Annotated in this window: 25 protein-coding genes and 1 tRNA gene; 15 read left to right on the top strand and 11 right to left on the bottom strand. The window is 69.7% G+C overall.

Going from position 1 to position 23,741, the window contains the following annotated elements; genetic code table 11:
- Positions 1-20: 20 nt before the first annotated feature.
- The 9 genes from U8D42_RS06925 to U8D42_RS06885 all read left to right on the top strand — a co-directional run bounded on the left by U8D42_RS06925 (position 21) and on the right by U8D42_RS06885 (position 7,747).
- Positions 21-596 (top strand): helix-turn-helix domain-containing protein, encoded by a 576-nt coding sequence (locus U8D42_RS06925; RefSeq protein ID WP_085242297.1) that lies wholly within the window; start codon positions 21-23, stop codon positions 594-596.
- 74 nt (positions 597-670) lie between these two features.
- Complete coding sequence (locus tag U8D42_RS06920; RefSeq protein WP_085242296.1) at positions 671-1,840, top strand: cytochrome P450; 1,170 nt, start codon at positions 671-673, stop codon at positions 1,838-1,840.
- A complete protein-coding gene (locus U8D42_RS06915; RefSeq protein WP_322861157.1) occupies positions 1,837-2,031 on the top strand; it encodes a ferredoxin in 195 nt (64 codons plus the stop codon). Before U8D42_RS06920 ends, U8D42_RS06915 begins: the two co-directional genes overlap by 4 nt.
- Positions 2,032-2,074: 43 nt before the next feature.
- The gene (locus U8D42_RS06910; RefSeq protein WP_322861158.1) at positions 2,075-3,109 is read left to right on the top strand and encodes a glycosyltransferase family 9 protein; all 1,035 of its coding nucleotides are present in this window, start codon (positions 2,075-2,077) and stop codon (positions 3,107-3,109) included.
- A gap of 274 nt (positions 3,110-3,383) precedes the next feature.
- Positions 3,384-4,847 (top strand): PPE domain-containing protein, encoded by a 1,464-nt coding sequence (locus U8D42_RS06905; RefSeq protein ID WP_322861159.1) that lies wholly within the window; start codon positions 3,384-3,386, stop codon positions 4,845-4,847.
- 250 nt (positions 4,848-5,097) lie between these two features.
- The gene (locus tag U8D42_RS06900; protein WP_322861160.1) at positions 5,098-6,294 is read left to right on the top strand and encodes an EspA/EspE family type VII secretion system effector; all 1,197 of its coding nucleotides are present in this window, start codon (positions 5,098-5,100) and stop codon (positions 6,292-6,294) included.
- A gap of 12 nt (positions 6,295-6,306) precedes the next feature.
- On the top strand, positions 6,307-6,621 hold the full coding sequence (locus U8D42_RS06895; protein ID WP_322861161.1) for an ESX-1 secretion-associated protein: 315 nt from the start codon (positions 6,307-6,309) through the stop codon (positions 6,619-6,621).
- Between the two features lie 58 nt (positions 6,622-6,679).
- Positions 6,680-7,330, top strand: a complete 651-nt coding sequence (locus U8D42_RS06890; RefSeq protein WP_322861162.1) for a secretion protein EspD — start codon at positions 6,680-6,682, stop codon at positions 7,328-7,330.
- 33 nt (positions 7,331-7,363) lie between these two features.
- Positions 7,364-7,747, top strand: a complete 384-nt coding sequence (locus U8D42_RS06885) for a YbaB/EbfC family nucleoid-associated protein (RefSeq protein WP_322861163.1) — start codon at positions 7,364-7,366, stop codon at positions 7,745-7,747.
- A 46-nt stretch (positions 7,748-7,793) separates the two neighbouring features.
- Here U8D42_RS06885 and U8D42_RS06880 read toward each other — a convergent pair whose 3' ends face one another.
- The 5 genes from U8D42_RS06880 to cobC are packed head-to-tail and all read right to left on the bottom strand — an operon-like array spanning position 7,794 to position 12,421.
- Positions 7,794-8,375 (bottom strand): TetR-like C-terminal domain-containing protein, encoded by a 582-nt coding sequence (locus U8D42_RS06880; RefSeq protein ID WP_322861164.1) that lies wholly within the window; start codon positions 8,373-8,375, stop codon positions 7,794-7,796.
- Between the two features lie 23 nt (positions 8,376-8,398).
- Complete coding sequence (locus U8D42_RS06875) at positions 8,399-9,508, bottom strand: bifunctional RNase H/acid phosphatase (RefSeq protein ID WP_090422372.1); 1,110 nt, start codon at positions 9,506-9,508, stop codon at positions 8,399-8,401.
- Positions 9,505-10,242, bottom strand: coding sequence for a zinc ribbon domain-containing protein (locus U8D42_RS06870; protein ID WP_322861165.1), 738 nt, complete (start codon positions 10,240-10,242; stop codon positions 9,505-9,507). Before U8D42_RS06870 ends, U8D42_RS06875 begins: the two co-directional genes overlap by 4 nt.
- Entirely contained in the window at positions 10,242-11,396 is a 1,155-nt protein-coding gene (locus U8D42_RS06865) for a Nif3-like dinuclear metal center hexameric protein (protein ID WP_322861166.1), read from the bottom strand. Before U8D42_RS06865 ends, U8D42_RS06870 begins: the two co-directional genes overlap by 1 nt.
- Complete coding sequence (gene cobC / locus U8D42_RS06860; RefSeq protein ID WP_322861167.1) at positions 11,393-12,421, bottom strand: Rv2231c family pyridoxal phosphate-dependent protein CobC; 1,029 nt, start codon at positions 12,419-12,421, stop codon at positions 11,393-11,395. The genes U8D42_RS06865 and cobC overlap by 4 nt, the downstream gene beginning before the upstream one ends.
- Positions 12,422-12,502: 81 nt before the next feature.
- On the opposite strand from cobC, the gene U8D42_RS06855 reads away from it, so the two are divergent.
- From U8D42_RS06855 to U8D42_RS06845, 3 genes are read left to right on the top strand one after another with little or no spacing between them, the layout of a single operon-like run.
- A complete protein-coding gene (locus U8D42_RS06855) occupies positions 12,503-13,171 on the top strand; it encodes an HAD-IA family hydrolase (RefSeq protein ID WP_420845683.1) in 669 nt (222 codons plus the stop codon).
- The gene (locus U8D42_RS06850; protein WP_322861168.1) at positions 13,164-13,655 is read left to right on the top strand and encodes a low molecular weight protein-tyrosine-phosphatase; all 492 of its coding nucleotides are present in this window, start codon (positions 13,164-13,166) and stop codon (positions 13,653-13,655) included. The genes U8D42_RS06855 and U8D42_RS06850 overlap by 8 nt, the downstream gene beginning before the upstream one ends.
- 1 nt (position 13,656) lies before the next feature.
- Complete coding sequence (locus U8D42_RS06845) at positions 13,657-14,505, top strand: SURF1 family cytochrome oxidase biogenesis protein (protein WP_322861169.1); 849 nt, start codon at positions 13,657-13,659, stop codon at positions 14,503-14,505.
- On the opposite strand, the gene U8D42_RS06840 is transcribed toward U8D42_RS06845, so the two are convergent.
- Positions 14,487-15,434, bottom strand: coding sequence for a cobalamin biosynthesis protein (locus U8D42_RS06840; protein WP_322861170.1), 948 nt, complete (start codon positions 15,432-15,434; stop codon positions 14,487-14,489). The two genes, U8D42_RS06845 and U8D42_RS06840, sit on opposite strands and share 19 nt — an antisense overlap.
- 49 nt (positions 15,435-15,483) lie before the next feature.
- On the opposite strand from U8D42_RS06840, the gene U8D42_RS06835 reads away from it, so the two are divergent.
- A complete protein-coding gene (locus U8D42_RS06835) occupies positions 15,484-16,299 on the top strand; it encodes an oxygenase MpaB family protein (protein WP_322861171.1) in 816 nt (271 codons plus the stop codon).
- Here U8D42_RS06835 and U8D42_RS06830 read toward each other — a convergent pair.
- From U8D42_RS06830 to U8D42_RS06810, 5 genes are all read right to left on the bottom strand, one after another.
- The gene (locus U8D42_RS06830) at positions 16,296-17,417 is read right to left on the bottom strand and encodes an epoxide hydrolase family protein (protein WP_322861243.1); all 1,122 of its coding nucleotides are present in this window, start codon (positions 17,415-17,417) and stop codon (positions 16,296-16,298) included. The two genes, U8D42_RS06835 and U8D42_RS06830, sit on opposite strands and share 4 nt — an antisense overlap.
- A gap of 97 nt (positions 17,418-17,514) precedes the next feature.
- Positions 17,515-17,586: transfer RNA gene (locus U8D42_RS06825), tRNA-Val, on the bottom strand.
- A 46-nt stretch (positions 17,587-17,632) separates the two neighbouring features.
- Positions 17,633-18,094, bottom strand: coding sequence for a peroxiredoxin (locus tag U8D42_RS06820; protein WP_322861172.1), 462 nt, complete (start codon positions 18,092-18,094; stop codon positions 17,633-17,635).
- The gene (locus U8D42_RS06815) at positions 18,094-18,516 is read right to left on the bottom strand and encodes a DUF3052 domain-containing protein (RefSeq protein WP_085242279.1); all 423 of its coding nucleotides are present in this window, start codon (positions 18,514-18,516) and stop codon (positions 18,094-18,096) included. Before U8D42_RS06815 ends, U8D42_RS06820 begins: the two co-directional genes overlap by 1 nt.
- 92 nt (positions 18,517-18,608) lie before the next feature.
- Complete coding sequence (locus U8D42_RS06810; RefSeq protein WP_085242278.1) at positions 18,609-19,190, bottom strand: hypothetical protein; 582 nt, start codon at positions 19,188-19,190, stop codon at positions 18,609-18,611.
- 184 nt (positions 19,191-19,374) lie between these two features.
- On the opposite strand from U8D42_RS06810, the gene aceE reads away from it, so the two are divergent.
- Together aceE and U8D42_RS06800 are read left to right on the top strand one after the other, a co-directional pair.
- Positions 19,375-22,164, top strand: a complete 2,790-nt coding sequence (gene aceE / locus U8D42_RS06805) for a pyruvate dehydrogenase (acetyl-transferring), homodimeric type (protein WP_322861173.1) — start codon at positions 19,375-19,377, stop codon at positions 22,162-22,164.
- 155 nt (positions 22,165-22,319) lie between these two features.
- Positions 22,320-23,648: a PucR family transcriptional regulator gene (locus U8D42_RS06800; protein ID WP_085242276.1), complete on the top strand. Its 1,329-nt coding sequence runs from the start codon at positions 22,320-22,322 to the stop codon at positions 23,646-23,648.
- The last annotated feature ends 93 nt before the right edge of the window (positions 23,649-23,741 follow it).

Here is a 23,741-nt window from a genome sequence, read left to right as displayed (position 1 = left end):
GCTTGCCAAGCTTATTTGCCATGCAGGCAAAGACCGCCCCCGATATCGATCTTCAGGTGCGCCGCCGGCTGCGGGAGCTGCGCTCGCAGCGGGGCATGACGCTGCAAGAGGTGGGTGCGCGCGCCGGCATCGACGTCTCGACGCTCAGCCGCCTCGAGTCGGGAAAGCGCCGGCTCGCCCTCGATCACCTGCCGCGCCTGGCGCGGGCGCTGTCGGTCAGCACCGACGAGTTGTTGCAGCCCCCCGAAGCCCACGATCCGCGGGTGCGCGGCGCCGCGCACACCCACCACGGGGTGACGTATTGGCCGCTGACGCGCCAGGGCCCGGCCGGTGGCCTGCACGCCTTCAAGGTCCGGGTCAGCACCCGGCGTCGCACCCCGCCCGCGGAGTTGCCGGTGCACGAGGGCCAGGACTGGATGTACGTCCTATCCGGCCGGCTGCGGCTGCTGCTGGGCGACCGCGACTTCACCATCGCACCGGGTGAAGCGGTCGAGTTCTCCACGTGGACACCGCACTGGTTCGGGGCGTCCGACGGCCCGGTGGAGGCCATCATGATCCTCGGGCCGCACGGCGAACGGATTCACCTGCAAAGTTGAGCGCCGCGCGGCGATTGTGCGACCGCTTAGCATTGACCATTGCCCGGCGGGGACGTTGGTGCCAGTCTGACCAGATGACAGATACCGAGGGGTTCGTCGACCAGACGGTGACCGGTCTGGCGGACCCGCAGCCGATGTACAAGGCGTTGCGCGAATCGAGCCCGGTGTTCCGGTCGCCGCAGGCGGTGGTGCTCAGCCGGCTGGCCGACATCGAGATGGCCCTCAAACACACCGAAGTGTTCTCGTCGAACATGGACGCGGTCGACCTCGGCAACGTGCGGCCGCTGATCCCCCTGCAGATCGACCCGCCCGAGCATGCGAAGTACCGCCGCATCCTCGACCCGTTGTTCACGCCGCGGGAGATGGCCCGGCGCGAGCCTCGCGTCACCGAGCTGGTGAACGAGATGATCGACGGCTTCGCGGATCGCGGCGAGTGCGACTTCCACACCGAGTTCGCGGTGCCGCTGCCGTGCACCGTCTTCCTGCAGCTGCTCGGGTTGCCGCTGGAAGACCTCGAAAGGTTTCTGGAGTGGAAGGACGGGGTGATCCGCCCGGACGGCGACTCCGGCTTCGACCGGCGACACGAGAGCTCCGCCGGGGTGGCGCAACAGATCTACGACTACTTCGACCGCGCCATCGACGACCACATCGCCCGCCCCCGCGACGACGTGCTCTCGGCGATGATCGCCGCCGACGTCGCCGGCCGGCCGCTGTCCCGCGAAGAACTGCTCGACATCTGCTTCCTGTTTCTGATCGCGGGCCTGGACACGGTGACCGACTCGCTCGACTGCTTCTTCGTGTACCTGGCGCGCCACCCCGAACACCGCCGTCAGCTGGTCGATCAGCCCGACATCCTGCCCGGCGCCGTGGAGGAGTTATTGCGCTGGGAGACGCCGGTGCCCGGCGTCGCACGGGTCGCGGTCCAGGACGTCGAGGTGGGCGGTTGTCCCATCAGCAAGGGTGAGCGGGTCAGCCCGTTGCTGGGCGCGGCCAACACCGACCCGGCCGAGTTCGCCGATCCCGAGCTGGTGGACTTCACCCGCAACCCCAACCGGCACCGCGCGTTCGGGGGCGGTCCCCACCGCTGCCTCGGCTCTCACCTGGCCCGCATGGAGCTGAGGGTGGCGTTACGCGAATTCCACCGGCGCATACCCGACTACGAGATCAAGCCGGGCACCCAGCTGACCTACACCGCCGCCTTGCGCTCGGTGGAGTCGTTGCCGCTGGTCTTTTCGGTGCCATGACCCGCATTGCCGTCGACGCCGACCGCTGCACCGGGCACGGGCGCTGCTACACCCTGGCACCCGACGTCTTCGACGCCGACGAGGCCGGCCACTGCGTCGTGCTCGTCGCCGACGTCCCCGGCGAACTCGAGGCACAGGCCGACACCGCCGAGAAGAACTGCCCGGAGAGCGCGATCACGCTGACGCGCTGAGCACGGCCGGGCTCACGGTCTAAGCTCCGCGCGGAGGATGGTGTTGGACTCGCAAAGCCCTGAATGCGGCGCGCCGGGCGGCCCCCTGTCGACCGCCCGGGCCGCCGTCTATTTCGAGGCCAAGATCGGCGACGCCGTCCTGACGCTGCCGGCCATGCGGGCGCTGGGCGAGATCTTCGCCGCGCCGTTGACGCTCATCTGCCCGAAAGTGCCGTTCGATCTGTGCTTCCGGGAGGTCAGTCCGCTCCTGATCGACACGACGGCATTCCACTCCGGCGACCTACCCTCGGACCGAAGTGGCGATTACGACGCGCTGGCAGCGCAAGTCGGCGCCGTCGACCTGCTGATCAACACCCTGTCGTTCGCCATCCCCTCGGAGACTTTCCGCGCCCTTCGGCGACGGCTCGCTCCCCCCACGAGCGTCGGGTTCAAGAACGACTACGACTCCTATGACATCGCGATCGCAAAAGGGGCGTGTCACTCGGCCGACCAGATGTTCAAGCTGGCGCACGTGTTCGATCCGTCGGCGCGGATCGAAGCGTATGCCCAGCCATTGCCCATTCCGCCGGCCGTGCGGGAGCAGGCCAGGTCGATGCGCGCCGCGCTGCCCCGCGGGTACCACGTGCTCGTCGTCCACGCCGACACCGACTGGCCGGAAAAGCGTTGGCCCGCGACCCGGTTCATCGACGTGCTGGACCGGTTCTTGTCGCGCCATCGCGACTTCGTGGCCTGGATCGTGGGGATGGGTCACGAGGAACTCAACGTCGGGCGTGAGGGCGCGCGGGTGATTCCCCATCTCGGCCTACCGCTCGATCTCGCCATGGGTTTGGTCGCCGAGGCCGACGTCTTCCTGGGGATCGATTCGAGCATGCTGCATGCCGCCGACCTGGCGCGCGTTCCCGGCGTCGGGCTGTTCGGGCCGACGCGGTCGGCCACGTGGGGCTTCCGGTTCGGACCGCACCGGCACATCGATCGCAGGACCATGGCCGATATCACCGCCGAAGAGGTGCTGAGCGCGATGGAAAGCCTTGCCGCGATCGCGGTGCCGGCGTCGGACGGCGCGACGGCAGCACGATGACCGGCGTTCGGTTGGCATTCACCCACCCGTCATTGGCGCGAGCTCGGTCGAAAATTGGTGATGCGACGGCGATCTCGCGGCCTTAGGATGACCCTCGGTTGGGCCCGGCCTGCCGCCGCGCCCCGCCGTGTGTCCCGGCAGAGGAAGGATGCCCCGGGGGTGGCATCCGTCTCGCTCCTTGTTTCGGTGCCGGCGCAATCGTGCGCCCGCCGGACCGGGTCCGTCACACCGTCGATCTCGATGACGGCCCGAGCGCCCAGAGGAGAGCACCCCCATGACGGAGCCGCTGAAGGTCCAGCACGACGAACTGCTGGCCAGGGCCGCCGAACTCGAGGCGCCGTTGCCGTCCCCGCCGGCCGGCGACGCCGCGCCGCCGTGCGACATCGGATTCATCGTCGACTCCGCCACGCAACTCGCGCTCTCCTCCGCGGCGATGCGTGATTGCGTCGCATACTGCGAACGGCAATATCAGATTCTGGCGCAATCTCTGCGGAACGCGGCCAAGGCCTACGAGGAACTCGACGCGGCGGCCGCCGAGGCAATGACGGGCGACTCTTCGGGTTCGTCCGTGACCCGGGGTCCCGTCGGCGGCAGCGAACAAGCGACGGCCAAATCCGCCGCGGTGCAGCCCTACTCGCCGCCAGCCACCCCGGCACCAACCTCGGACCTCGGCTATTACCCGGTCAAACAAGCGGCCCAGCACATCGAAGCCCCCGATCAGGGCCCCTCCTTCGGCAAGTTCGCGGACGACTGGGATACCTACGCGCTGACCTTGCAGCAAGACGTCCTTCCGCGGTTTCGCCCGTTCGCTTACTGGCAAGGTCCGGCGGCGAAAGCGGCCGAGGACAATTTCGAGAAGCAGAAACGCTACGTGATCGGGCTGGCGGATGACTGCAATCAGATCGCCGCGCAGGCCAGGCAGGTGGTCTCCGCACACAAATGGGCCATCACCGAGCACCCCTCGAGCTACGAGATCTACGTCACCGAATTCTGGATCATCGAGTACACGAAACGAAATGACCTGGCCCGCCGGGCACAACAGGTCGACTGGTACCAGGAACTGCAGAACAAGTCGGAAGAGGTGCTGGCGCAGTACCGGCAGCTGGCCAGTGCGCCGCTGGCTCCGATTTATCCGTCGGCCCCGCCCGCCGCCACGGTTATCGCGCCCCCCGCCATCAGGTTCTCCGATCTGCGCGGCAATGTCGGCGGAGGCGGCGGGACGTACGGCGGTGGCGGTGTATGGAGCGACGCGGCAACGGGCGGGCAACTGGCTTCGGCGAACGTCGCCGACCGGGTCAGCGGCATCAACGACATGGTTTCCGGACTGACCGACACCACCGCCGACCCCTACGCCGACGCGCCCGCCGCGTCGGCGGGCGCCCCGCTGGCGGCCGCCGGCCCGTCGATGGGCGGGGTGAAACCGGCATCGTTCGGGGGCGGCGGCGATGTGCCGTCGCCGCCGCTGCAACCCCCGGTGGACGCCGGGTCGGCGCAAACCGGTCCGGGCCGCGGCCCCGGTCCGGGCGGTGCGGCCCCGGGTTCGGGCGGCGCGATGGGCGGCCGCGGCGGCATGGGCATGGCGCCCATGGGGGCGGGAGCCGGTCAGGGCCAGGGCCAGGACAAGAAGGCCAAACGCACGCAAGACGACGAGGAGCTCTACACCGAAGAGCGCCCATGGACGTCGTCCGTCATCGGCATCCGCCCGCGCAACGACGCGCCAGAGGAAACCCACCGATGACCCAACGCCGGCACCGAGCAACGCGGAACGGGCGGCCCACCAAAGACTTTCCGAACGGTCACCGGCGGTGCCATCGTGAGTGACCCGTCGATGAACAACGGCCGACACCGCAGTTGCGTAGAAGTGTCGAGGGGTCAAAACGATTGGCGCAGTTTGGCGTTCGCGAACGCGGCGGTACGCGAGCATTGTTAAGCTCAAGTCGAATAACCGGCAAGCGGTCCCGGCTCGACGGCGCGGAAAGTGGGTAGCGATGCCGAAGGTCTCAGACTATTGGAAGCCCGGCTTCAGTGTGGCCGCGTCGATCAAAGCCGGTGTCTCGGGCAACCCGTGGGATGCCACCTTCAACGCTGTCTTGGCACTCGGGCAGCTGGGCTATGCCGGCGGCAAATACAAGATCCCCGGGGACAAATTCGGCCCGCGACGTGAGGGCGGGGAATCGCTCAAAGACGCCTTCGGCAAAGAGTGCGTGATCCTTGAGCGCGGGATACAGATCATGACGGCGCTGACGCTGTTGCACGGCAGCGGTACGGACAAGGGCCAGTACTATCAGATGGGCTCCGACAAGTTCCAGTTGGCGTGGGAAAGCCTCAAGGACGCGACCGCTGAGAGCGATTCGTGGACCGGCGATGCCGCCGAGGCCTACAACGCGCTCAACGCCGCCCAAATGGATTGGGCGACAGCGATGTCCGACCTCGACCTGCAGATCGCGGCGATCCTGGCCGACGAAGCCGACTGGCTCAAGAACGCGAAAGTCACCCTGACCGCGTGCCGGGCGGTTTTCACCGCGGCTATCCCGATAGCCAGCACCCTGAGATGGGTCTCGGGCCCGCAGGCATCCTTGCTCTTCCAGCTCGCGACCTTCGCGGCAGTCATGCCGGTCGCCATCTTCATCACCGCGGCGTCGATGGACGAATCGCTGCAGAATAAGCGGAAGATTGACGGCATCAGCGCTCGATACCGAGAGGTGGCCGACAGTGCGGTCGTCTCGGGTTCCGCCTTCGCGCCGTCGACCGCCGCGCCCGCGCCGCGATCGACGGTGAGCCCGTTCGACGAAGTCAGCGGTGACGGCGCGGCACCCGCCCCGGCGCCCGGAGGGCGGCATGCCGCCCCATCCGCCGGTGCACCGGGCACCGGCGAAACCGCGGAGTCCGGAGGGTATCCGGCGACAGGGCCAACCGAACGCGCCTTGGCGCCGGCGGGCGTCGCACCGGCCTACAACATGCCCGCGGCGAGTCGAGTGGCCGGCGGGGCGCCGGACGCAAAAGCCTCGCCAAGGCCGCGCCCGGCCCCCGCGGCGGACGCCGACGGGGCGTTGGCTGCCAACGGGGAGAACGTGGCCGCGACGGACTTCGACGGTGCGGCGAGCGGGGCCGCAGAGGGAGAGCGGGCGCCCATCGACAAGGTGACCGGCGCGGCCGGCGGCCCGCAACGGCTCAGCGAGCGGTGAGGAGTGAAATCGATGGCCAAGCTACAAGTCACGCCCGAGTACCTGGGACAGTTGGCGGCCGAGCAGGAGGAGGCGGCGGGCCGGCTTGACGAAGCGATCACCGCGGTCGCCGGACGAGCCGGAAAGCTTTGGTACGACCACGGTTTCATCTCCTTCAACTCCGTCCTGGCCATGCAGGCGGCGGAGCAGGAACGCGAATCCGCTTGCAACAACATGATTGCGGTGTGCAACGACGCATCCGAAAAACTGCGCGCCGGGGCGGATGCGTACACCGGCGTCGACAAGCAGTCGGGCGCAAACCTGGACCGGCAGATGCTTTACGAATGACATGGCCGGCCGTCGGCGAACTCCCACCTGACCGTTGAAGCGCCAGAGAGGTACGACATTGGGCACCACACCGAACCGGCCCGGCGACAACGACCAGGGTTTCGCATTTCTGGACTTCGGTGACCAGGCCGGTCCCGACAACGGTGCCGGCTCGGCTTTCGGCGATGGGTACGGCCAAGACAGCGGCGCATTCCTGGATTTCGGCGACCAGGCCGGTCAGGGCGCGACGGGCCGGTCGGCCATTGACGCACTGGTCACCTCCGAACCTGCCCCGCCCGCCGGCACCGGATCCGCGCCGGACCTCATCGATGTGCTGCCCACCGACGCCGGCGTCGCCGAGTCGGCCCCCGCCGCGGACGACGTGGAAGCCGGCCCGACGGCCACGGTGGTCAACCCCCCCGAGACGGTTTCGGTGACGGCGACCATGGACGGCAAGGTGCTGCGGATCGAGTTGTCACCGGCGGTGACCAACATGTCCGAGTCTGGGCTGGCAGACGAAATCCTTGCCATCGCGGACCTGGCTCGACAACGGGCGCTCGCCATTCAGCAGAGCTTCGTGCTCGATTGCTTTCACGAGCTGGGAATCGACGACGAAGGATTCATCGCCGAGGCGCTGCGCGGCGGCGTGACGGAATTGCCGTCGCCGCAACAGGCCGCGGCCGCACAGGCGGAAGTGTTCGCCACCCGGTACCTCAGCGATGAGGCCTGACCGCCCGAGTAACCCAGGCAGCGAGGACGCCCAGTGAGCACCGAGACGCACCCGCAAGTGGCCGAAGTCATGCGCCAGACACAACAGATCCAGTCGATGGTGGACGAAGAGGCGCACAACCTCAGGGCGCAAACCTTCAGGGGCACCGACGAGGCCAACACCGTACGGGTCACCGTCGATGGACGCCAGTGGCTGACCGGCCTGCATATCGAAGATGGCTTGCTGCGACTGGGCGCCGAAACCGTGGCTCAGCGTGTCAACGAAGCAGTGCGCGAGGCGCAGGCCCTCGCCGCGGCCGCCGTCGAAGCGCAGCAGCAGCGGTTCATGGAATCGCTGGCCGGTTTTGCCGATTCGCTCGAAGAAGCGATGCGGCCGGTGAGGGACAAGATGCCGGCTACGGAGACGGAATCGCGGTAGCGGCAACGACCCGGGCGGGGAGTCCGTCCACCCGGCTCGGGGCGGGCTATTTCCGCGCGAGCGCGTGCCACGCCATGTCGACGATGGCCGCACAATACTCGTCGTCGACGGGAACGTCGGAGTACAGGACCCGAATGTAGAGCGGTGACAACACGATCTGGACCGCCGCCAGGGTGTTGACGGCGTCGCGCAGTTCGCCCCGCTCCCTGGCCCGGTCCACCACCCCGCGCATCGCCGCGAAATGCGCCCTGAAGAACCTCAACCGGGTGGCTTCGTCGTGCCCACCGCGCCGGTCCATCACCAGCGCGCGCATCAGTGTGCGGCCGACCTCGCTGTTGATCCGACCGGTCACCTTGCCGACGAAGGCCCGCAGATCCCCGCGCAAGGAGCCGGTATCGATCCCGGAACTCACCGTCTCGACATCGGAGAGCACCGCATCGACGATGAGCTGACGTCGATCTCCCCAGTACCGGTAGACCATCGCCGCATCGAGGTGATGGCGCTCGGCCAGGGCCTCGATGCTGAACCGCTCGACGCCCCAACGGGTCAGCTCGTCGAGCACCGCCGGCATCACCCGCGCCCGGACATCCGCGGGAACGGCTACACGGGTCGGCTCGGACGGCTGCATCGACGTCTCCTCATACCTGGTGGTTAAAGGTATCCGGTCTGGTTCACCAGCCGCACGGAGGACGCACCGTCGGGATAGAACTCGGCGATGCTCAGCGACGCCAGGTCGAGGTGCAGCCGGTACAGGATGCCCGGCCCGGCCTCCAGCGCCAGCCGCAGCAGCATCTTGATCGGCGTCACGTGCGAGACCACCAGCACCGTCGTGCCCGGGTGCGTGGCGATGATGCGTTCGCGCGCCCGGACGACCCGCTCGAGCACGTCGTCGAAGCTTTCCCCGCCCGGTGGCGTGGTGCCGGTGTCGCGCAGCCAGCGGCCGTGCAGTTCCGGGTCGCGCTCGGCGGCCTCGCCAAAGGTCAGTCCCTCCCAGGCGCCGAAGTCGGTCTCGATCAAATCGTCGTCGACGGTCACGTCCTGGCCGAGCGCTTTGGCGGCCCTGGCCGCGGTGTCGTAGGCCCGCTGCAGCGGCGAGGCGAACACCGCGGAGATCCCCCCGCGCTGCGCCAGGTAACGCGCCGCGGCGTCGGCCTGCCGGCGACCCACCTCGGTGAGGGCCGGGTTGCCGCGGCCCGAATAGCGGCGCTGCGCCGACAGCTCGGTCTGGCCGTGTCGCAGCAACAGCAGCCGGGTCGGGGTGCCGCGCGCACCGGTCCAGCCGGGAGCCTGCGGCGATTGCGGCGCAGCGGTTTTCGCGGGCTCGGCCGCGGGCTGCCGGGGTTCCTGCACCGGGTCGCCGGCGGCGGCGTCCATCGCCTCGTTGGCCAGCCGATCGGCGTAGGAGTTGCGGTCCCGCGGAATCCACGTGTAGGCGATCCGGTCGAACCGCGCCGCCAGCTTGCGGGCCTGCCCGTGCAGTTCGATGAGGTCGGGGTGCTTGACCTTCCACCGGCCCGACATCTGCTCGACCAACAGCTTGGAGTCCAGGAAGACCGCGGCCTCGGTGGCGCCGAGCTCGAGGGCGTCGCCCAAACCGGCCAGCAGGCCGCGGTATTCGGCCACGTTGTTGGTGGCCCGGCCGATGGCCTGCTTGGTCTCCGCCAGCACGGTCGAGCGGTCCGCGGTCCAGACCACGGCGCCGTAGCCGGCCGGGCCGGGGTTGCCGCGCGACCCGCCGTCGGCCTCGATCACCACTTTCACTGGTCGAGCCCCTTGACCCGCAACAGGATCGCGCCACACTCCGGGCAGCGCACCACGTCGTCCTCGGCGGCGGCGGAGATGCGGGACATCTCGCCGCGGTCGATCTCGAGCCGGCACGCACCGCAGCGGCGCCCCAGCAGCGGCCCGGCGCCCGGCCCTCCCCCGGCGCGCTGCCGTTCGTAGAGCGCGGACAGGGCGGGGTCCAGCGCCGCGGTCAGGGCGTCGCGTCGCGCGGAATGCGCCTGACGGGCCTCGCTGATCTCGGCGACCGCGGCGTCGAGAGCCTGCCGGGCGTCCGCCAATTCGGCCTCCAGCGCCTCGACGGTGCCGTGCGCCGCATCGAGCTGGGCCTGCAGCTCTTCGCGGCGTTCCATCACCTCCAACAGCGAATCCTCCAGGCTGGCCTGGCGCCGGGTCAGGGTCTCCAGCTCGTGCTGCAGATCCGACAGCTGCTTGGCGTCGGTGGCACCGGACTGCAGCAAGGACCGGTCGCGGTCTTCGCGCTGCCGGACCGCCTCGATCTCGGATTCCAGCCGCGACACCTGGACGTCGATGTCCTCCAACGCGATTCGAATGGCGCCCACCCGGTCACCGGCGGCGTCGAGCTCGCCCTGCAGCCGTTCGCAGGCCTGTTGCTCCGCCAGGTGGCTGGCCCGGTGCGAGATGCGGGCCAGCTCGGCGTCCAGCTTCGACAGCTCGAGCAGCGAACGCTGCTGCGCGATTTCGGCCTTCATCACTGTTCACTCCCGGTCTCGTCGGCGGGCTCCGCCGTATGCCCCATGTTCCAGGGGTCGGTGCGGATGGTGCACACCCGCACCGACAGGGCCGCACCGAAACGGGACCGCAGCAGGTCGGCGGCCTGGTCGCACCAGGGAAATTCGCTGGCCCAGTGCGCCACGTCGACCAGCGCCACCCCGGAGGCCCGCCGATGCTCGTCGGCCGGATGGTGCCGCAGGTCGGCCGTGACGTAGGCGTGCACACCGGCGCGGTCCGCGGTCGCCAGCAGCGAATCCCCCGCGCCGCCGCAGACGGCGACCCGGGAGACCGGCATGTCGGGGTCGCCCGCCGCGCGGACGCCCCACGCCGTCGGGGGCAGGGCGGCGCCGACGCGGGACACGAAGTCGCGCAGCGGTTCGGGGCGGGGCAGGGTGCCGATGCGGCCCAGGCCGGTGTCGCCGGGCGTGGGCAGCAACGCGAAGATGTCGAATGCCGGCTCCTCGTAGGGGTGGGCGGCGCGCATCGCCGCCAGCACGGCCGCCCGGATCCGCGCGGGCGCGATGACCTCGAACCGGTCCTCGGCCACCGTCTCGACGGTTCCGACGCTGCCCACCGCGGGTGAGGCGCCTTCGTGCGGCAGGAACTGCCCGATGCCGGTGACGGTCCAGCTGCAGTGCGAATAGTCGCCGATGTGCCCGGCGCCGGCCTCGAACACGGCCGCCCGCACCGCGTCCGCGTTCTCGCGCGGCACGTAGATCACCCACTTGTCGAGGTCGGGGGCCGCCGTTCGCGGCTCCAGGGCCGCTTCCACGGTCAGGCCGAGGGCCTGCGCCAGCGCGTCGGACACGCCCGGTGAGGCCGAGTCGGCGTTGGTGTGCGCGGTGAACAGCGAACGACCCGTGCGGATCAGGCGGTGCACCAGCGCGCCCTTGGGGGTGCTGGCCGCCACCGTGTCGACCCCCCGCAGCAACAGCGGGTGATGGGCCAGCAACAGGCCGCCCTCGGGAACCTCGGCGACGACCGCCGGCGTCGCGTCCACCGCAACGGTCACCGACTCCAGCGCGTCGTCGGGGTCGCCGCACACCAGGCCCACCGAGTCCCACGATTCGGCCAGCCGAGGTGGGTAGGCCTCGTCCAGCACCCCGATGACGTCGGCCAGCCGCACGCTCACCGGCGCACCTCCGCAATCGCCTCAACCAGCAGCGGCCACTCGCGGCGCACCGCGGCCCGCAGGTAGCGCTCGTCCAGGCCGACGAACGTATCACAGCGACGGATAGCAATCCCCTTGTCTTGCAGTCTCTTTCGAATCAGCGCTGCGTCCGGCATGCGGAACAACACGAACGGGGCCCGGCCGTCGACCACCTCGGCTCCCACCGAGGTCAGCCCGGCCACCATCTCGGCGCGCAGCTCGGCCAACCGCACCGCACCGGCCGCCGCTTCGGTGACGGCCTGCCGGCCGCAACATGCCGCGATGGCCGTCAGCTGCAGCGTCCCCACCGGCCAGTGGGCGCGCTGAGCAGTCAAGCGGGCCAACACCTCCGGCGAGCCCAGAGCGTAGCCCACCCGCAGCCCGGCCAGCGCCCACGTCTTGGTCAGGCTGCGCAGCACCAGCACGTCGGGCAGCGACACATCGGCGAGCGACTCGGGTTCGCCCGGAATGGAATCCGCGAACGCCTCGTCGATCACCAGGATCCGCCCCGGCCGGCGCAACGCGAGGAGCTGCTCGCGGCTGTGCAGCACCGACGTCGGGTTGGTCGGGTTGCCCACCACCACGAGGTCGGCGTCCTCGGGGACGGTCACACCGTCCAGGGCGAAGGGCGGCTCGAGCACGACGTGGTGCACGCGCACCCCGGCGGCGCTCAGCGCGTCCGCCGGCTCGGTGAACGAGGGCGCGACGATCGCCGCCCGCGCCGGACGCAGGTTGGGCAACAATGCGAACCCCTCCGCCGCGCCGGCCAGCGGGAGCACCTCGTCGCGGGCGCGGGCGTGCCGCTCGGCGACCGCGTCCTGCGCCGCCTGCACGTCCTGGGCGCCGGGGTAGCGCGCCAGATCGGTCAACCGGGCGGCCAGCCGCCGCATCAGCCACTCGGTCGGTTGGGCGTGACGGACGTTGACGGCGAAATCCAGCATCCCGGGTGCGACGGCCTGATCACCGTGGTAGCGCACCGCAGGCGGGGTCAGGTTCAGACTCGCCATCCGAGAAACACTAGTGGGCCGCTTTCGCGCGTGGCAGCGACACCGTCGCACCCACCCCGGCCCATCGAGGACAATGGTGAGGTGACAGGCACGACCTTGACGGCCCAGCTGGTGATCTTCGACCTCGACGGCACGCTCACCGACTCCGCGGAGGGCATCGTGGCCAGCTTCCTGCACGCCCTCGACCACGTCGGCGTCGCGGTGCCCGACGGCGACCTGGTGGGACGGATCGTGGGGCCGCCGATGGACGACACCTTCCGCTCCATGCTGGGCGAGGACGCCGAGCCGGCGATCGCCGCCTTCCGCGCCGAATACGGCAGCCGGGGCTGGGCGATGAACACCCTGTTCGAGGGCATCGAGCCGCTGCTGGCCGACCTGAAGGCCGCCGGTGTCCGGCTGGCGGTGGCCACCTCGAAGCTGGAGCCGACGGCCCGGCGGATCCTCGCCCATTTCGGGCTCGACCAGCATTTCGAGGTGATCGCCGGGGCGAGCCCGGACGGCTCCCGCAAGACCAAGGTCGAGGTGCTCGAGCACGCGCTCGACCAGCTGCGGCCGCTGCCCGAGCGGGTGCTCATGGTCGGCGACCGCAGCCACGACGTGCACGGCGCGGCGGCCCACGGCATCGACACCGTGGTGGTGGGCTGGGGTTACGGGCGCGACGATTTCCCCGACGGTGCGACGGCCGCCGGGCCCACGGTGGTGACGCACGCCGCAACCGTCGACGAGCTGCGGGCGGTGCTCGGTGTCTGAGCCGCTGCACGTCACGTTCGTCTGCACGGGCAACATCTGCCGGTCGGTGATGGCCGAGAAGATGTTCGCCGACCAGCTGCGCCGCCGCGGCCTGGCCGACGCCGTCCGCGTGACCAGCGCGGGCACCGGCAACTGGCACGTCGGGGAATGCGCCGACGAGCGGGCGAGCGAGGTCCTGCGCGCCCACGGCTACCCCACCGAGCACCGCGCCACCCAGGTCGACACCAACCATCTGGCGGCCGACCTGGTGGTGGCCCTGGGCCGCAATCACCTGCGGATGCTGCGCGAGCTGGGCGTCGACGGGGAGCGGGTGCGCATGCTGCGGTCCTTCGATCCGCGTTCGGGCGCGCACGCCCTCGATGTCGAGGACCCTTACTACGGGGACGCGCAGGACTTCGAGGACGTCTTCACCGTCATCGACGCCTCGCTGCCCGGCCTGCACGCCTGGGTCGACGATCGACTCGCCGGCAACGGGTCCGGTTGACATGCGTCGGCTGGCATTCCTGCTGCGGCCGGGCTGGATCGCGCTGATCCTGGTGGTCGTCGCGTTCACGTACCTGTGCTTCACGGTGCTGGCACCCTGGCAGCTGGGCAAGCACAACCGGACGTCGCGGGAGAACCGCCAGATCGAATACTCCCTCAACACCGAGCCCGTTCCCCTGAAAACGCTGTTGCCGCAGCAGGATTCGTCGGCTCCGAACGCGCAGTGGCGCCGCGTCACGGCCACCGGGCACTACCTGCCGGATGTCCAGGTGCTGGCCCGGTTGCGGGTGATCGAGGGCAAGCCGGCGTATGAGGTGCTGGCGCCCTTCGTCGTCGACGGCGGGCCCACCGTCCTGGTCGACCGGGGGTACGTCCGGCCCGAGCAGGGATCCCACGTCCCGCCGATCCCCCGCCCGCCCGGGGACACCGTCACCGTCACCGCGCGGCTGCGCGATTCCGAGGCGGTCGTCACGGGCAGGGCCCCCCTCGCCGAAGAGGGCGCGCTGCAGGTGTATTCGATCAACACCGGGCAGGTGTCGGCGCTCACCAAGGTCCCGCTCGCCGGGTCGTATCTGCAGTTGACCGAGGACCAGCCCGGCGGGCTCGGTGTCATCGGCGTGCCGCACCTGGACGCCGGGCCGTTCCTGTCCTATGGCATCCAGTGGATTTCCTTCGGCATCGTCGCCCCGCTCGGGTTGGGGTATTTCGCGTACTCAGAGATCCGCGCCCGCCGCCGCGAAAGGGAGCAGCGAGCGGCGACGACCAAAGAGGCCGCAGCGGCCCCGGAGGCCCCACCGGCGCCGACGACCGTGGAGGCCAAACTCGCCGACCGCTACGGCCGCCGCCGGTAGTCGCTCAACAGCCCCGCCAGCAGCGCCGCGCCGGCCTGCACCATGCGCGACAGCGCCACCGCCCGGCGCAGGTCGGCCACCGTCGGGTCGTGGCCGTCGCCCAGCGTGGGCCGGATCTGCAGTTCGTGGCGGTATTGGGTGGGCCCGCCGAGGCGCACCCCGAGCGCCCCGGCGAAGGCCGCCTCGACGACACCGGCGTTGGGGCTGGGGTGACGCGCGGCGTCGCGCCGCCAGGCCCGCACCGCACCCGAGGGCGACCCGCTGACGAAGGGTGCGAACGCCACCACCAGCGCGGCCGTCACCCGCGCGGCCACATAGTTGGCCGCGTCATCCAATTTCGCTGCGGCCCAACCGAACCGGGCGTAACGCGCCGATCGATAGCCGATCATCGAGTCCAACGTGTTGATGCTGCGGTACGCCAGCACCCCTGGCGCCCCGCCGACGGCCGCGCACAGCAGCGGCGCCACCTCGGCGTCCGACGTGTTTTCCGCGACCGATTCCAGCGACGCCCGGGTCAGGCCGGGGCCGTCCAGCCAGGCCGGGTCGCGCCCGCACAGCGCCGGCAGCAGCAGGCGCGCCGCGTCGATGTCCCCGCGTGCCAGCAGTTCCGACATTTCCCGACCGGTGCGCGCCAACGTGGTTCCCCCCACCGAGACCCAGGTGGCCGCGGCGGTGGCCGCGATCGAGGCGGGCCGGCCGGCGCGGTCGGCGGCGCGCTGCAGCGCGGCACCGAGCAAGGCCACGGCCCCGACCAGGACGCCGACGTGCATTACGCCGGCGGCCCGGCTGTCGCGGTAGGTCAACTGTTCCAACCCGGCGGCGACTCGACCGAACGCCGCGACCGGATGTCCCCTTGCCGGGTCGCCCAGCGCGACATCGGCCAGGTAACCGGCCAGCACGCCGGCCAGCCGGGTCCGCGTCGCAACCACTTCGGCAGCGTCTCACACGTGGTGTACTCGATCCCATGAGGAGCCCGCGATGAAGCGGCCCGCGACCCGCGTCGCCGACCTGCTCAACCCGGCGGCGACGCTGTTGCCCGCCGCGAACGTGATCATGCAGCTGTCCCTGCCCGGCGTCGGCTATGGCGTGCTGGAGAGCCCGGTGGACAGCGGCAACGTCTACAAGCATCCGTTCAAGCGGGCCCGCACCACCGGCACCTACCTGGCGGTCGCCACCATCGGGACCGAGTCCGACCGCGCGTTGATCCGCGGCGCGGTCGACGCGGTGCACCGCCAGGTTCGTTCCACGCCGTCAAGCCCCGTGCCCTACAACGCGTTCGACCCCAAGCTGCAGCTCTGGGTGGCGGCGTGCCTGTACCGCTATTTCGTCGACCAACACGAGTTCCTCCACGGCCCCCTCGACGACGCGTCCGCCGACGCGGTCTATCTCGACGCCAGCCGGCTGGCCACCACGCTGCAGGTGCCCGAGCGCATGTGGCCACCGAACCGGGCGGCGTTCGACGAGTACTGGAAGCGCTCGCTCGACGAGCTGCGCATCGATCCGCCGGTGCGCGAGCACCTGCGCGGCGTGGCGTCGCTGGCGTTTTTGCCGTGGCCGTTGCGCGTGCTGGCCGGCCCGTTCAACCTGTTCGCGACGACGGGGTTCCTGGCCCCGGAGTTTCGCGCGATGATGCGGCTGGACTGGTCGCGGCGCCAACAACGCCGGTTCGAGTGGCTGCTGTCGGCGCTGCGGCTGGCCGACATGTTCATCCTGCACGACGCGTGGGTGTTCGGTTACCGGCTTTACCTGTGGGACATGCGGTTTCGTGCGCGCCGCGGCCGGCGGATCGTCTAGGGCCGCACCGTCGCGAAGAACGCGCGGACGTCGTCGACGAACAGCTCGGGTTGCTCGAATGCGGCGAAGTGGCCGCCGCGCTCCATGGTCGTCCAATGGGTGATGTTGTAGGCCGGCTCGCACCACGACCGCGGGGCGCCCAGGATCTCTTTAGGGAAAGCCGCGACGCCGGTGGGCAATTCGACCCGATCCAGCTGCCCCCAGACCCGGAAGCTCTGCCAGTACAACCGGGCCGAGGACGCGCCGGTGTCGGTCACCCAATAGACCATGACGTTGTCGAGGAGCTCGTCGCGGGTGAACACGTTCTCCGGGTGACCGTCGCAATCGGCCCACGCCCAGAACTTCTCGACGATCCACGCCAGCTGCCCCACCGGCGAATCGGCCAGCCCGTAGCCCAGCGTCTGCGGCCGGGTGGACTGCTGCTTGGAATAGCCGGTGCCCCACTTGCGGTGCTCGGCCAGCGCGGCCAGCGCCCGCTGCTCTTCTTCCGTCGGGTTCTTCAGGGACTCCGGGGTGGGCCGCCCGATCGGCATGTTGAGGTGGATCGCCGCGCAGTGGCCCCGGTTCCGGCCGATCTGCGTCGTCACGGCGGCGCCCCAGTCGCCGCCCTGCGCGCCGTAGCGGTCGTAGCCAAGGCGCAGCATCAGCGTCTCCCAGGCCTCGGCGATCTTTTCCACGCCCCAGCCGGTGCGGGTCGGTTTGCCGGAAAACCCGTATCCCGGCAGCGACGGGCACACCACGTGGAAGGCATCCTCGGCGCGCCCGGACGCCGGGTTGGTCAGCGGCTCGATCACCTTGTGGAACTCCACGACCGAGCCGGGCCAGCCGTGGGTGATCAGCAGCGGGAACGCGCCGTCGTGCGGTGACCGCTGGTGGATGAAATGGAGGTCCAGCCCGTCGATCTCGGTGATGAACTGGTCGAAGCGGTTGAGCGCGGCCTCGCGTGAGCGCCAGTCGTAGTCGTCGGCCCAATAGCCGGCCAGCTCGCGGGTGTAGGCCAGCGGCATCCCCTGGCTCCAGTCGTCGACGCATTCGGCGTCCGGCCAGCGGGTGCGCGCCAGCCGCGACCGCAGGTCGTCCAGGACGTCCTCGGGGACGTCGATGCGAAACGGTTCCACGGATTCACCATTCACGCCGCGAGCGTAACGCCATGGCGAAAATCGGGGCCGAAAGTCGCCATGGGGTTACGCCCGCGAGTCCCGAACCCAGATTGAGTGGGCGCGGACGGTATCGAACCGCCGACCGCTGGTGTGTAAAACCAGAGCTCTACCACTGAGCTACGCGCCCGTGCCCCGGGGAGGCTACACGCCCGAAGGGCCGCTACTCAAAACTTTCACTCCCGCAAAGCCGCCAGCGCGTCGGTCCACAGCCGCTGGTTGCGGGATTCGCCGGGCTGTTTGCACTCCGCAAACCGGATGATCCCGGAGCGGTCGATGACGAACGTGCCGCGGTTGGGGTAGCCGGCCTCGTCGTTGAACACGCCGTAGGCCTGGCTGACCTCGCCGTGCGGCCAGAAGTCCGACAGCACCGGGAAGGTGAACCCGCTCTCCAGCGACCAGATCCGGTGGGTGGGCGGCGGGCCCACGGAGATGGCCAGCGCCGCGCTGTCGTCGTTCTCGAAGTCGGGCAGGTGATCGCGCAGCTGATCCAGCTCGCCCTGGCAGATGCCGGTGAAGGCGAGCGGGAAGAACACCAGCAGGACGTTCTTGGCGCCGCGATAGGCGCTCAGGGTGACCCGCTGTTGGTTCTGGTCGCGCAGTGTGAAGTCCGGGGCGGTGGCGCCGACGGGCAGCATCAACGCTTCCCTGTTCGGGATTTCGGCTGGACCAGCCGGCTGGCGCTCCAGTCGCCCAGGTTCACCGAGGAGGTCGGCATCAGGCCTGCGGTGGGCGCGGCCTCGGCGATCTCGGCCGGCAACACGTGGCCGGGCTTGCCGGTCTTGGGCGTCAACACCCAGATCACGCCGTCCTCGGCGAGCGGGCCGATCGCGTCCATCAGGGTGTCCACCAGGTCGCCGTCGCCGTCGCGCCACCACAGCAGCACCACGTCGACCACCTCGTCGGTGTCCTCATCGAGCAACTCACCGCCGCACGCCTCCTCGACGTCAACGCGGATTTCGTCGTCGGTGTCCTCGTCCCAGCCCCATTCCTGGACAACTTGGTCTCGTTGGATGCCCAGTTTGCGAGCGTAGCTCGGGGCGTGATCCGCCGCGACCACCGTGGAGCCTCCTTAAACCGTCCCGGGCTGTGCGATGGGAATTATCGTCGCACAGCCGCAACCACGTCGACACTTGCGCCTCACCAGGCGCCTCAGAAGGATGCCAGGCAGAGTTTCAGCGCCTTCGTCTTGGCGTCGTTGAGCCGGTCCACCCGCCGGTTGAACTCCCCCGTCGGTGCGTGGGTGCCGATCGCGTTGGCCACCCCGTGGGCCGCGTCGATGTACGCGTTGAATGCGTCCTTCAGCTGCTGCGAGAGCGCGTCGTTGAAGCTGTTGGCCACCGTGTCGGCGCTGGCGTTCAGCGCGTCGATGGCCGGCCCTTCGGTGGGTCCGGTGCCGCGGCCCGCGTTGAACGCGCCGACGAACACGTTGACCTTGTCGATCGCGTCCTTGCTGGAGGTGGCCAGGTTGTCGCACGACGTGCGCACCGCCCGGGTGGTCAGCGATTGTTGCCGCTGCGATTCGCGGACCCGCGACGTCGCCGACGATGCGGACACCGACGCGGACACCGACTGCCGATAGGCCGGGGCCACCTGGGTGTCGGGCGTGGCCGTGCCGTTGGTGACGGTGGTACACCCCACGATCCCCATCAGCGTCGCCGCGATGCATCCGAGCGCCAGAGCGCCTCGCCTGGGGAAGCTTCCCGCAAGGACGGCACGCCATCCGATGACCACGGTTCATGACGTTACCGGGTGCCTTTCCCGAAAGTCCCGCCACGCACGCGTTCGTGTCGCCCGTGCGAACCCGCGCCGGCTACCGGACGTCGGCTGGCCCCCCGAAAGGCCGGTGCGGCACGATAGAGGCAGACGGTGCACAGCACCCGAGGGCACATCCGCCGCCAACTACAGGAGCAGTGCGTTGACAACCGAGTTCGCGCGCCACGATCTGGCCAAAACCCCCACCAGCGCAAGCGAACCCGACCGCGTTCGGGTGATCCGCGAAGGCGTCGCGTCCTACCTGCCCGACATCGACCCCGAAGAGACCTCGGAGTGGCTGGAGTCGTTCGACGATCTGCTGGAGCGCTCCGGACCGGCGCGGGCGCGGTATCTGATGCTGCGGTTGCTGGAGCGGGCCGGCGAGCAGCGTGTCGCCATTCCGTCGCTGACGTCAACCGATTACGTCAACACGATCCCGACCGAACTGGAGCCGTGGTTCCCCGGCGACGAGGACGTCGAACGGCGCTTCCGGGCGTGGATCCGGTGGAACGCCGCCATCATGGTGCACCGCGCCCAGCGGCCGGGAGTCGGCGTGGGTGGCCACATTTCGACCTACGCGTCGTCGGCGGCGCTGTACGAGGTCGGCTTCAACCACTTCTTCCGGGGCAAATCGCACCCCGGCGGCGGCGACCAGGTTTTCATCCAGGGCCACGCGTCCCCGGGGATCTACGCGCGCGCCTTCCTCGAAGGAAGGCTCAGCGAGGACCGGCTGGACGGCTTCCGCCAGGAGCACAGCCACGCCGGGGGCGGGTTGCCGTCCTACCCGCACCCGCGGCTGATGCCCGACTTCTGGGAATTCCCCACGGTGTCGATGGGACTGGGCCCGCTGAACGCCATCTACCAGGCGCGGTTCAACCACTACCTGCACGACCGCGGCATCAAGGACACCTCCGACCAGCATGTTTGGTGCTTTTTGGGCGACGGCGAGATGGACGAGCCGGAGAGCCGGGGAATGGCGCATGTCGGGGCGCTCGAGGGTCTGGACAACCTGACCTTCGTGATCAACTGCAACCTGCAGCGGCTCGACGGCCCGGTGCGCGGCAACGGCAAGATCATCCAGGAGCTGGAGTCGTTCTTCCGCGGGGCCGGCTGGAACGTCATCAAGGTGGTCTGGGGCCGCGAGTGGGACGCCCTGCTGCACGCCGACCGCGACGGCGCGCTGGTCAACCTGATGAACACCACCTGCGACGGCGACTACCAGACGTACAAGGCCAACGACGGCGCCTACGTGCGCGACCACTTCTTCGGCCGCGACCCGCGCACCAAGGCGCTGGTGCAGAACATGACCGACGCCGAGATCTGGAACCTCAAGCGCGGCGGCCACGACTACCGCAAGGTGTACGCCGCCTACCGCGCCGCCGTCGACCACAAGGGCCAGCCGACGGTCATCCTGGCCAAGACCATCAAGGGCTACTCGCTGGGCGCGCACTTCCAGGGCCGCAACGCCACCCACCAGATGAAAAAGCTTGCGCTGGAAGACCTTAAGCGCTTCCGCGACTCGATGCGGATCCCGATCAGCGACGCCCAGCTGGACGAGAACCCCTACCTGCCGCCCTACTACCACCCGGGCCCCGACGCCCCGGAGATCCGGTACATGCTCGACCGGCGCCGCACCCTGGGCGGCTTCCTGCCCGAGCGCCGCACGAAGGCCAAGGCGCTCAAGCTGCCCGGCCGCGACACCTACGCCGCGTTGAAGAAGGGCTCGGGCAACCAGGAGGTCGCCACCACCATGGCGACCGTGCGCACCTTCAAGGAAGTGTTGCGCGACAAGGAGGTCGGCCCGCGGATCGTGCCGATCATTCCCGACGAGGCGCGCACGTTCGGCATGGACTCCTGGTTCCCGTCGCTGAAGATCTACAACCGCCTGGGCCAGCTCTATACCGCCGTCGACGCCGAGCTGATGCTGGCGTACAAGGAAAGCGAAGTCGGCCAGATCCTGCACGAGGGCATCAGCGAGGCGGGTTCGGTGGGCTCGTTCACCGCGGCCGGCACGTCGTACGCCACGCATAACGAGCCGATGATCCCGATCTACATCTTCTACTCGATGTTCGGCTTCCAGCGCACCGGTGACGGCCTGTGGGCCGCCGCCGACCAGATGGCCCGCGGCTTCCTGCTGGGAGCCACCGCGGGGCGCACCACGCTGACCGGCGAGGGCCTGCAGCACGCCGACGGCCACTCGCTGCTGCTGGCAGCCACCAATCCGGCCGTGGTGGCCTACGACCCGGCGTTCGCCTACGAGATCGCCTACATCGTCGAAAGCGGGCTGGCGCGGATGTTCGGCGACGACCCCGAGAACGTGTACTTCTACATCACCATCTACAACGAGCCGTACGTGCAGCCGCCGGAGCCGGAGAACTTCGAACCCGAGGGCCTGCTGCGGGGCATCTACCGCTACCGTCGCGCCACCGAGCAGCGCGCGAACACGGCGCACATCCTGGCCTCCGGCGTGGCGATGCCGTCGGCGCTGCAGGCGGCCGAGATGCTGGCCGCCGAGTGGGACGTCGCCGCCGACGTCTGGTCGGTGACCAGCTGGGGCGAACTCAACCGGGACGGCATCGCCGTCGAGAGGGCGAAGCTGCGCCACCCCGACCGGCCGGCCGGCACCGCCTACGTGACGCAGGCCCTGGCCAACGCCAGCGGCCCGGTGATCGCCGTCTCGGACTGGATGCGCGCCGTCCCGGAGCAGATCCGGCCGTGGGTACCCAACACGTTCGTCACCCTGGGCACCGACGGTTTCGGCTTCTCCGACACCCGGCCGGCCGCCCGGCGCTACTTCAACACCGACGCCGAGTCGCAGGTGGTCGCGGTGCTGGAGGCATTGGCGCGCGACGGCGAGATCGACCCCTCGGTTCCGGTTGCGGCCGCGCGCCAGTACAAGATCGACGACGTGCTGGCCGCGCCCGAGCAGACGTCCGACCCCGGCGTGGCCTGAAGCCCCCGCCGACGACGGCCGCGCGCTCGCCGAGCGTGAAGCTGCCTTCACGTTGGTCGCCGAGCGTGAAACTGGCTTCACGCTCGCGGCCTCAGCCCCTTACGCACCCGCGCCCTTTAGCGGATCCTTCCAGAAAAGTGGCGTAGGTTTTAGGGGTGAATGACAACCCGTTCGCCGGTCCGTTCGCCAAGCAGCCCCGCTCGCCGCTCGAGCTGCTGGACACGGTGCCGGATTCGGTGCTGCGCCGGCTCAAGCAGTACTCCGGCCGGCTGGCCACCGAAGCGGTCTCGGTGATGCAGGACCGGCTGCCGTTCTTCGCCGACCTGGAAGCCTCGCAGCGGGCGAGCGTGGCGTTGGTGGTGCAGACGGCCATCAACAACTTCGTCGAGTGGATGCAGGACCCGCACAGCAACGTCAGCTACACCGCCCAGGCCTTCGAGCTGGTCCCCCAGGATCTGGCCCGCCGGATCGCGCTGCGGCACAGCGTCGACATGGTGCGCGTCACCATGGAGTTCTTCGAAGAGGTGCTGCCGCTGGTGGCCCGCTCCGAGGACCAGTTGACCGCGCTGACCGTGGGCGTGCTGAAGTACAGCCGCGACCTGGCGTTCACCGCGGCGTCGGCCTACGCGAACGCGGCCGAGGCGCGCGGCACCTGGGACAGCCGGATGGAGGCCAGCGTGGTCGACGCGGTGGTCCGCGGCGACACCGGCCCCGAGCTGCTGTCCCGGGCCGCGGCGCTGAACTGGGACACCACCGCCCCGGCCACCGTCGTGGTCGGGGCCCCCGCGCCGGGCCGCGACGGCACCACCGGGCCGGGCGACAGCCAGCGGGCCAGCCAGCACGTCCGCGACATCGCCGCCCGGCACGGGCGTGCGGCCCTCACCGACGTGCACGGCACCTGGCTGGTGGCCATCGTGTCGGGCCAACTGTCGCCTACCGACAAATTCCTCGGGGAATTGCTGACCGCCTTCTCCGACGGCCCGGTGGTCATCGGGCCGACGGCGCCCATGCTGACCGCGGCCTACCACAGCGCCAGCGAGGCGATCTCCGGGATGAACGCCGTCGGCGGCTGGCGGGGGGCGCCCCGGCCGGTGCTGGCCCGGGAACTCCTCCCCGAACGCGCCCTGATGGGGGACGCCTCGGCCATCGTGGCGCTGCACACCGACGTCATGGGGCCGCTGGCCGACGCGGGGCCCACCCTCATCGAGACTCTTGACGCTTACTTAGATTGTGGCGGCGCGATTGAGGCCTGTGCCAGAAAGTTGTTCGTTCATCCAAACACGGTGCGCTACCGGCTCAAGCGGATCACCGACTTCACCGGACGCGATCCCACCCAGCCCCGCGACGCATACGTGCTGCGAGTGGCGGCGACAGTCGGCCAGCTCAACTACCCCACCGCGCCCGCCGGCGTCGCCAGTAAACCGATGCCTCCCGTTCCGCTGCCGGTCAGAGCCGCTATCGTGGGAAATTCCGAGTCGGAGTGATCCAGGCAACAGGTCGCGGCACGGTATCGAACACGTAGCTTACGGAGCTATTTTGTAGGGACTACACAAAAACCTAAGACCAGGTTCATAATC

This window comes from Mycobacterium europaeum (assembly GCF_034555895.2).
Lineage (GTDB): Bacteria > Actinomycetota > Actinomycetes > Mycobacteriales > Mycobacteriaceae > Mycobacterium > Mycobacterium europaeum.
Note: the sequence above shows the minus strand (reverse complement) of the source record. Positions and strands in the feature narration are given on the sequence as shown.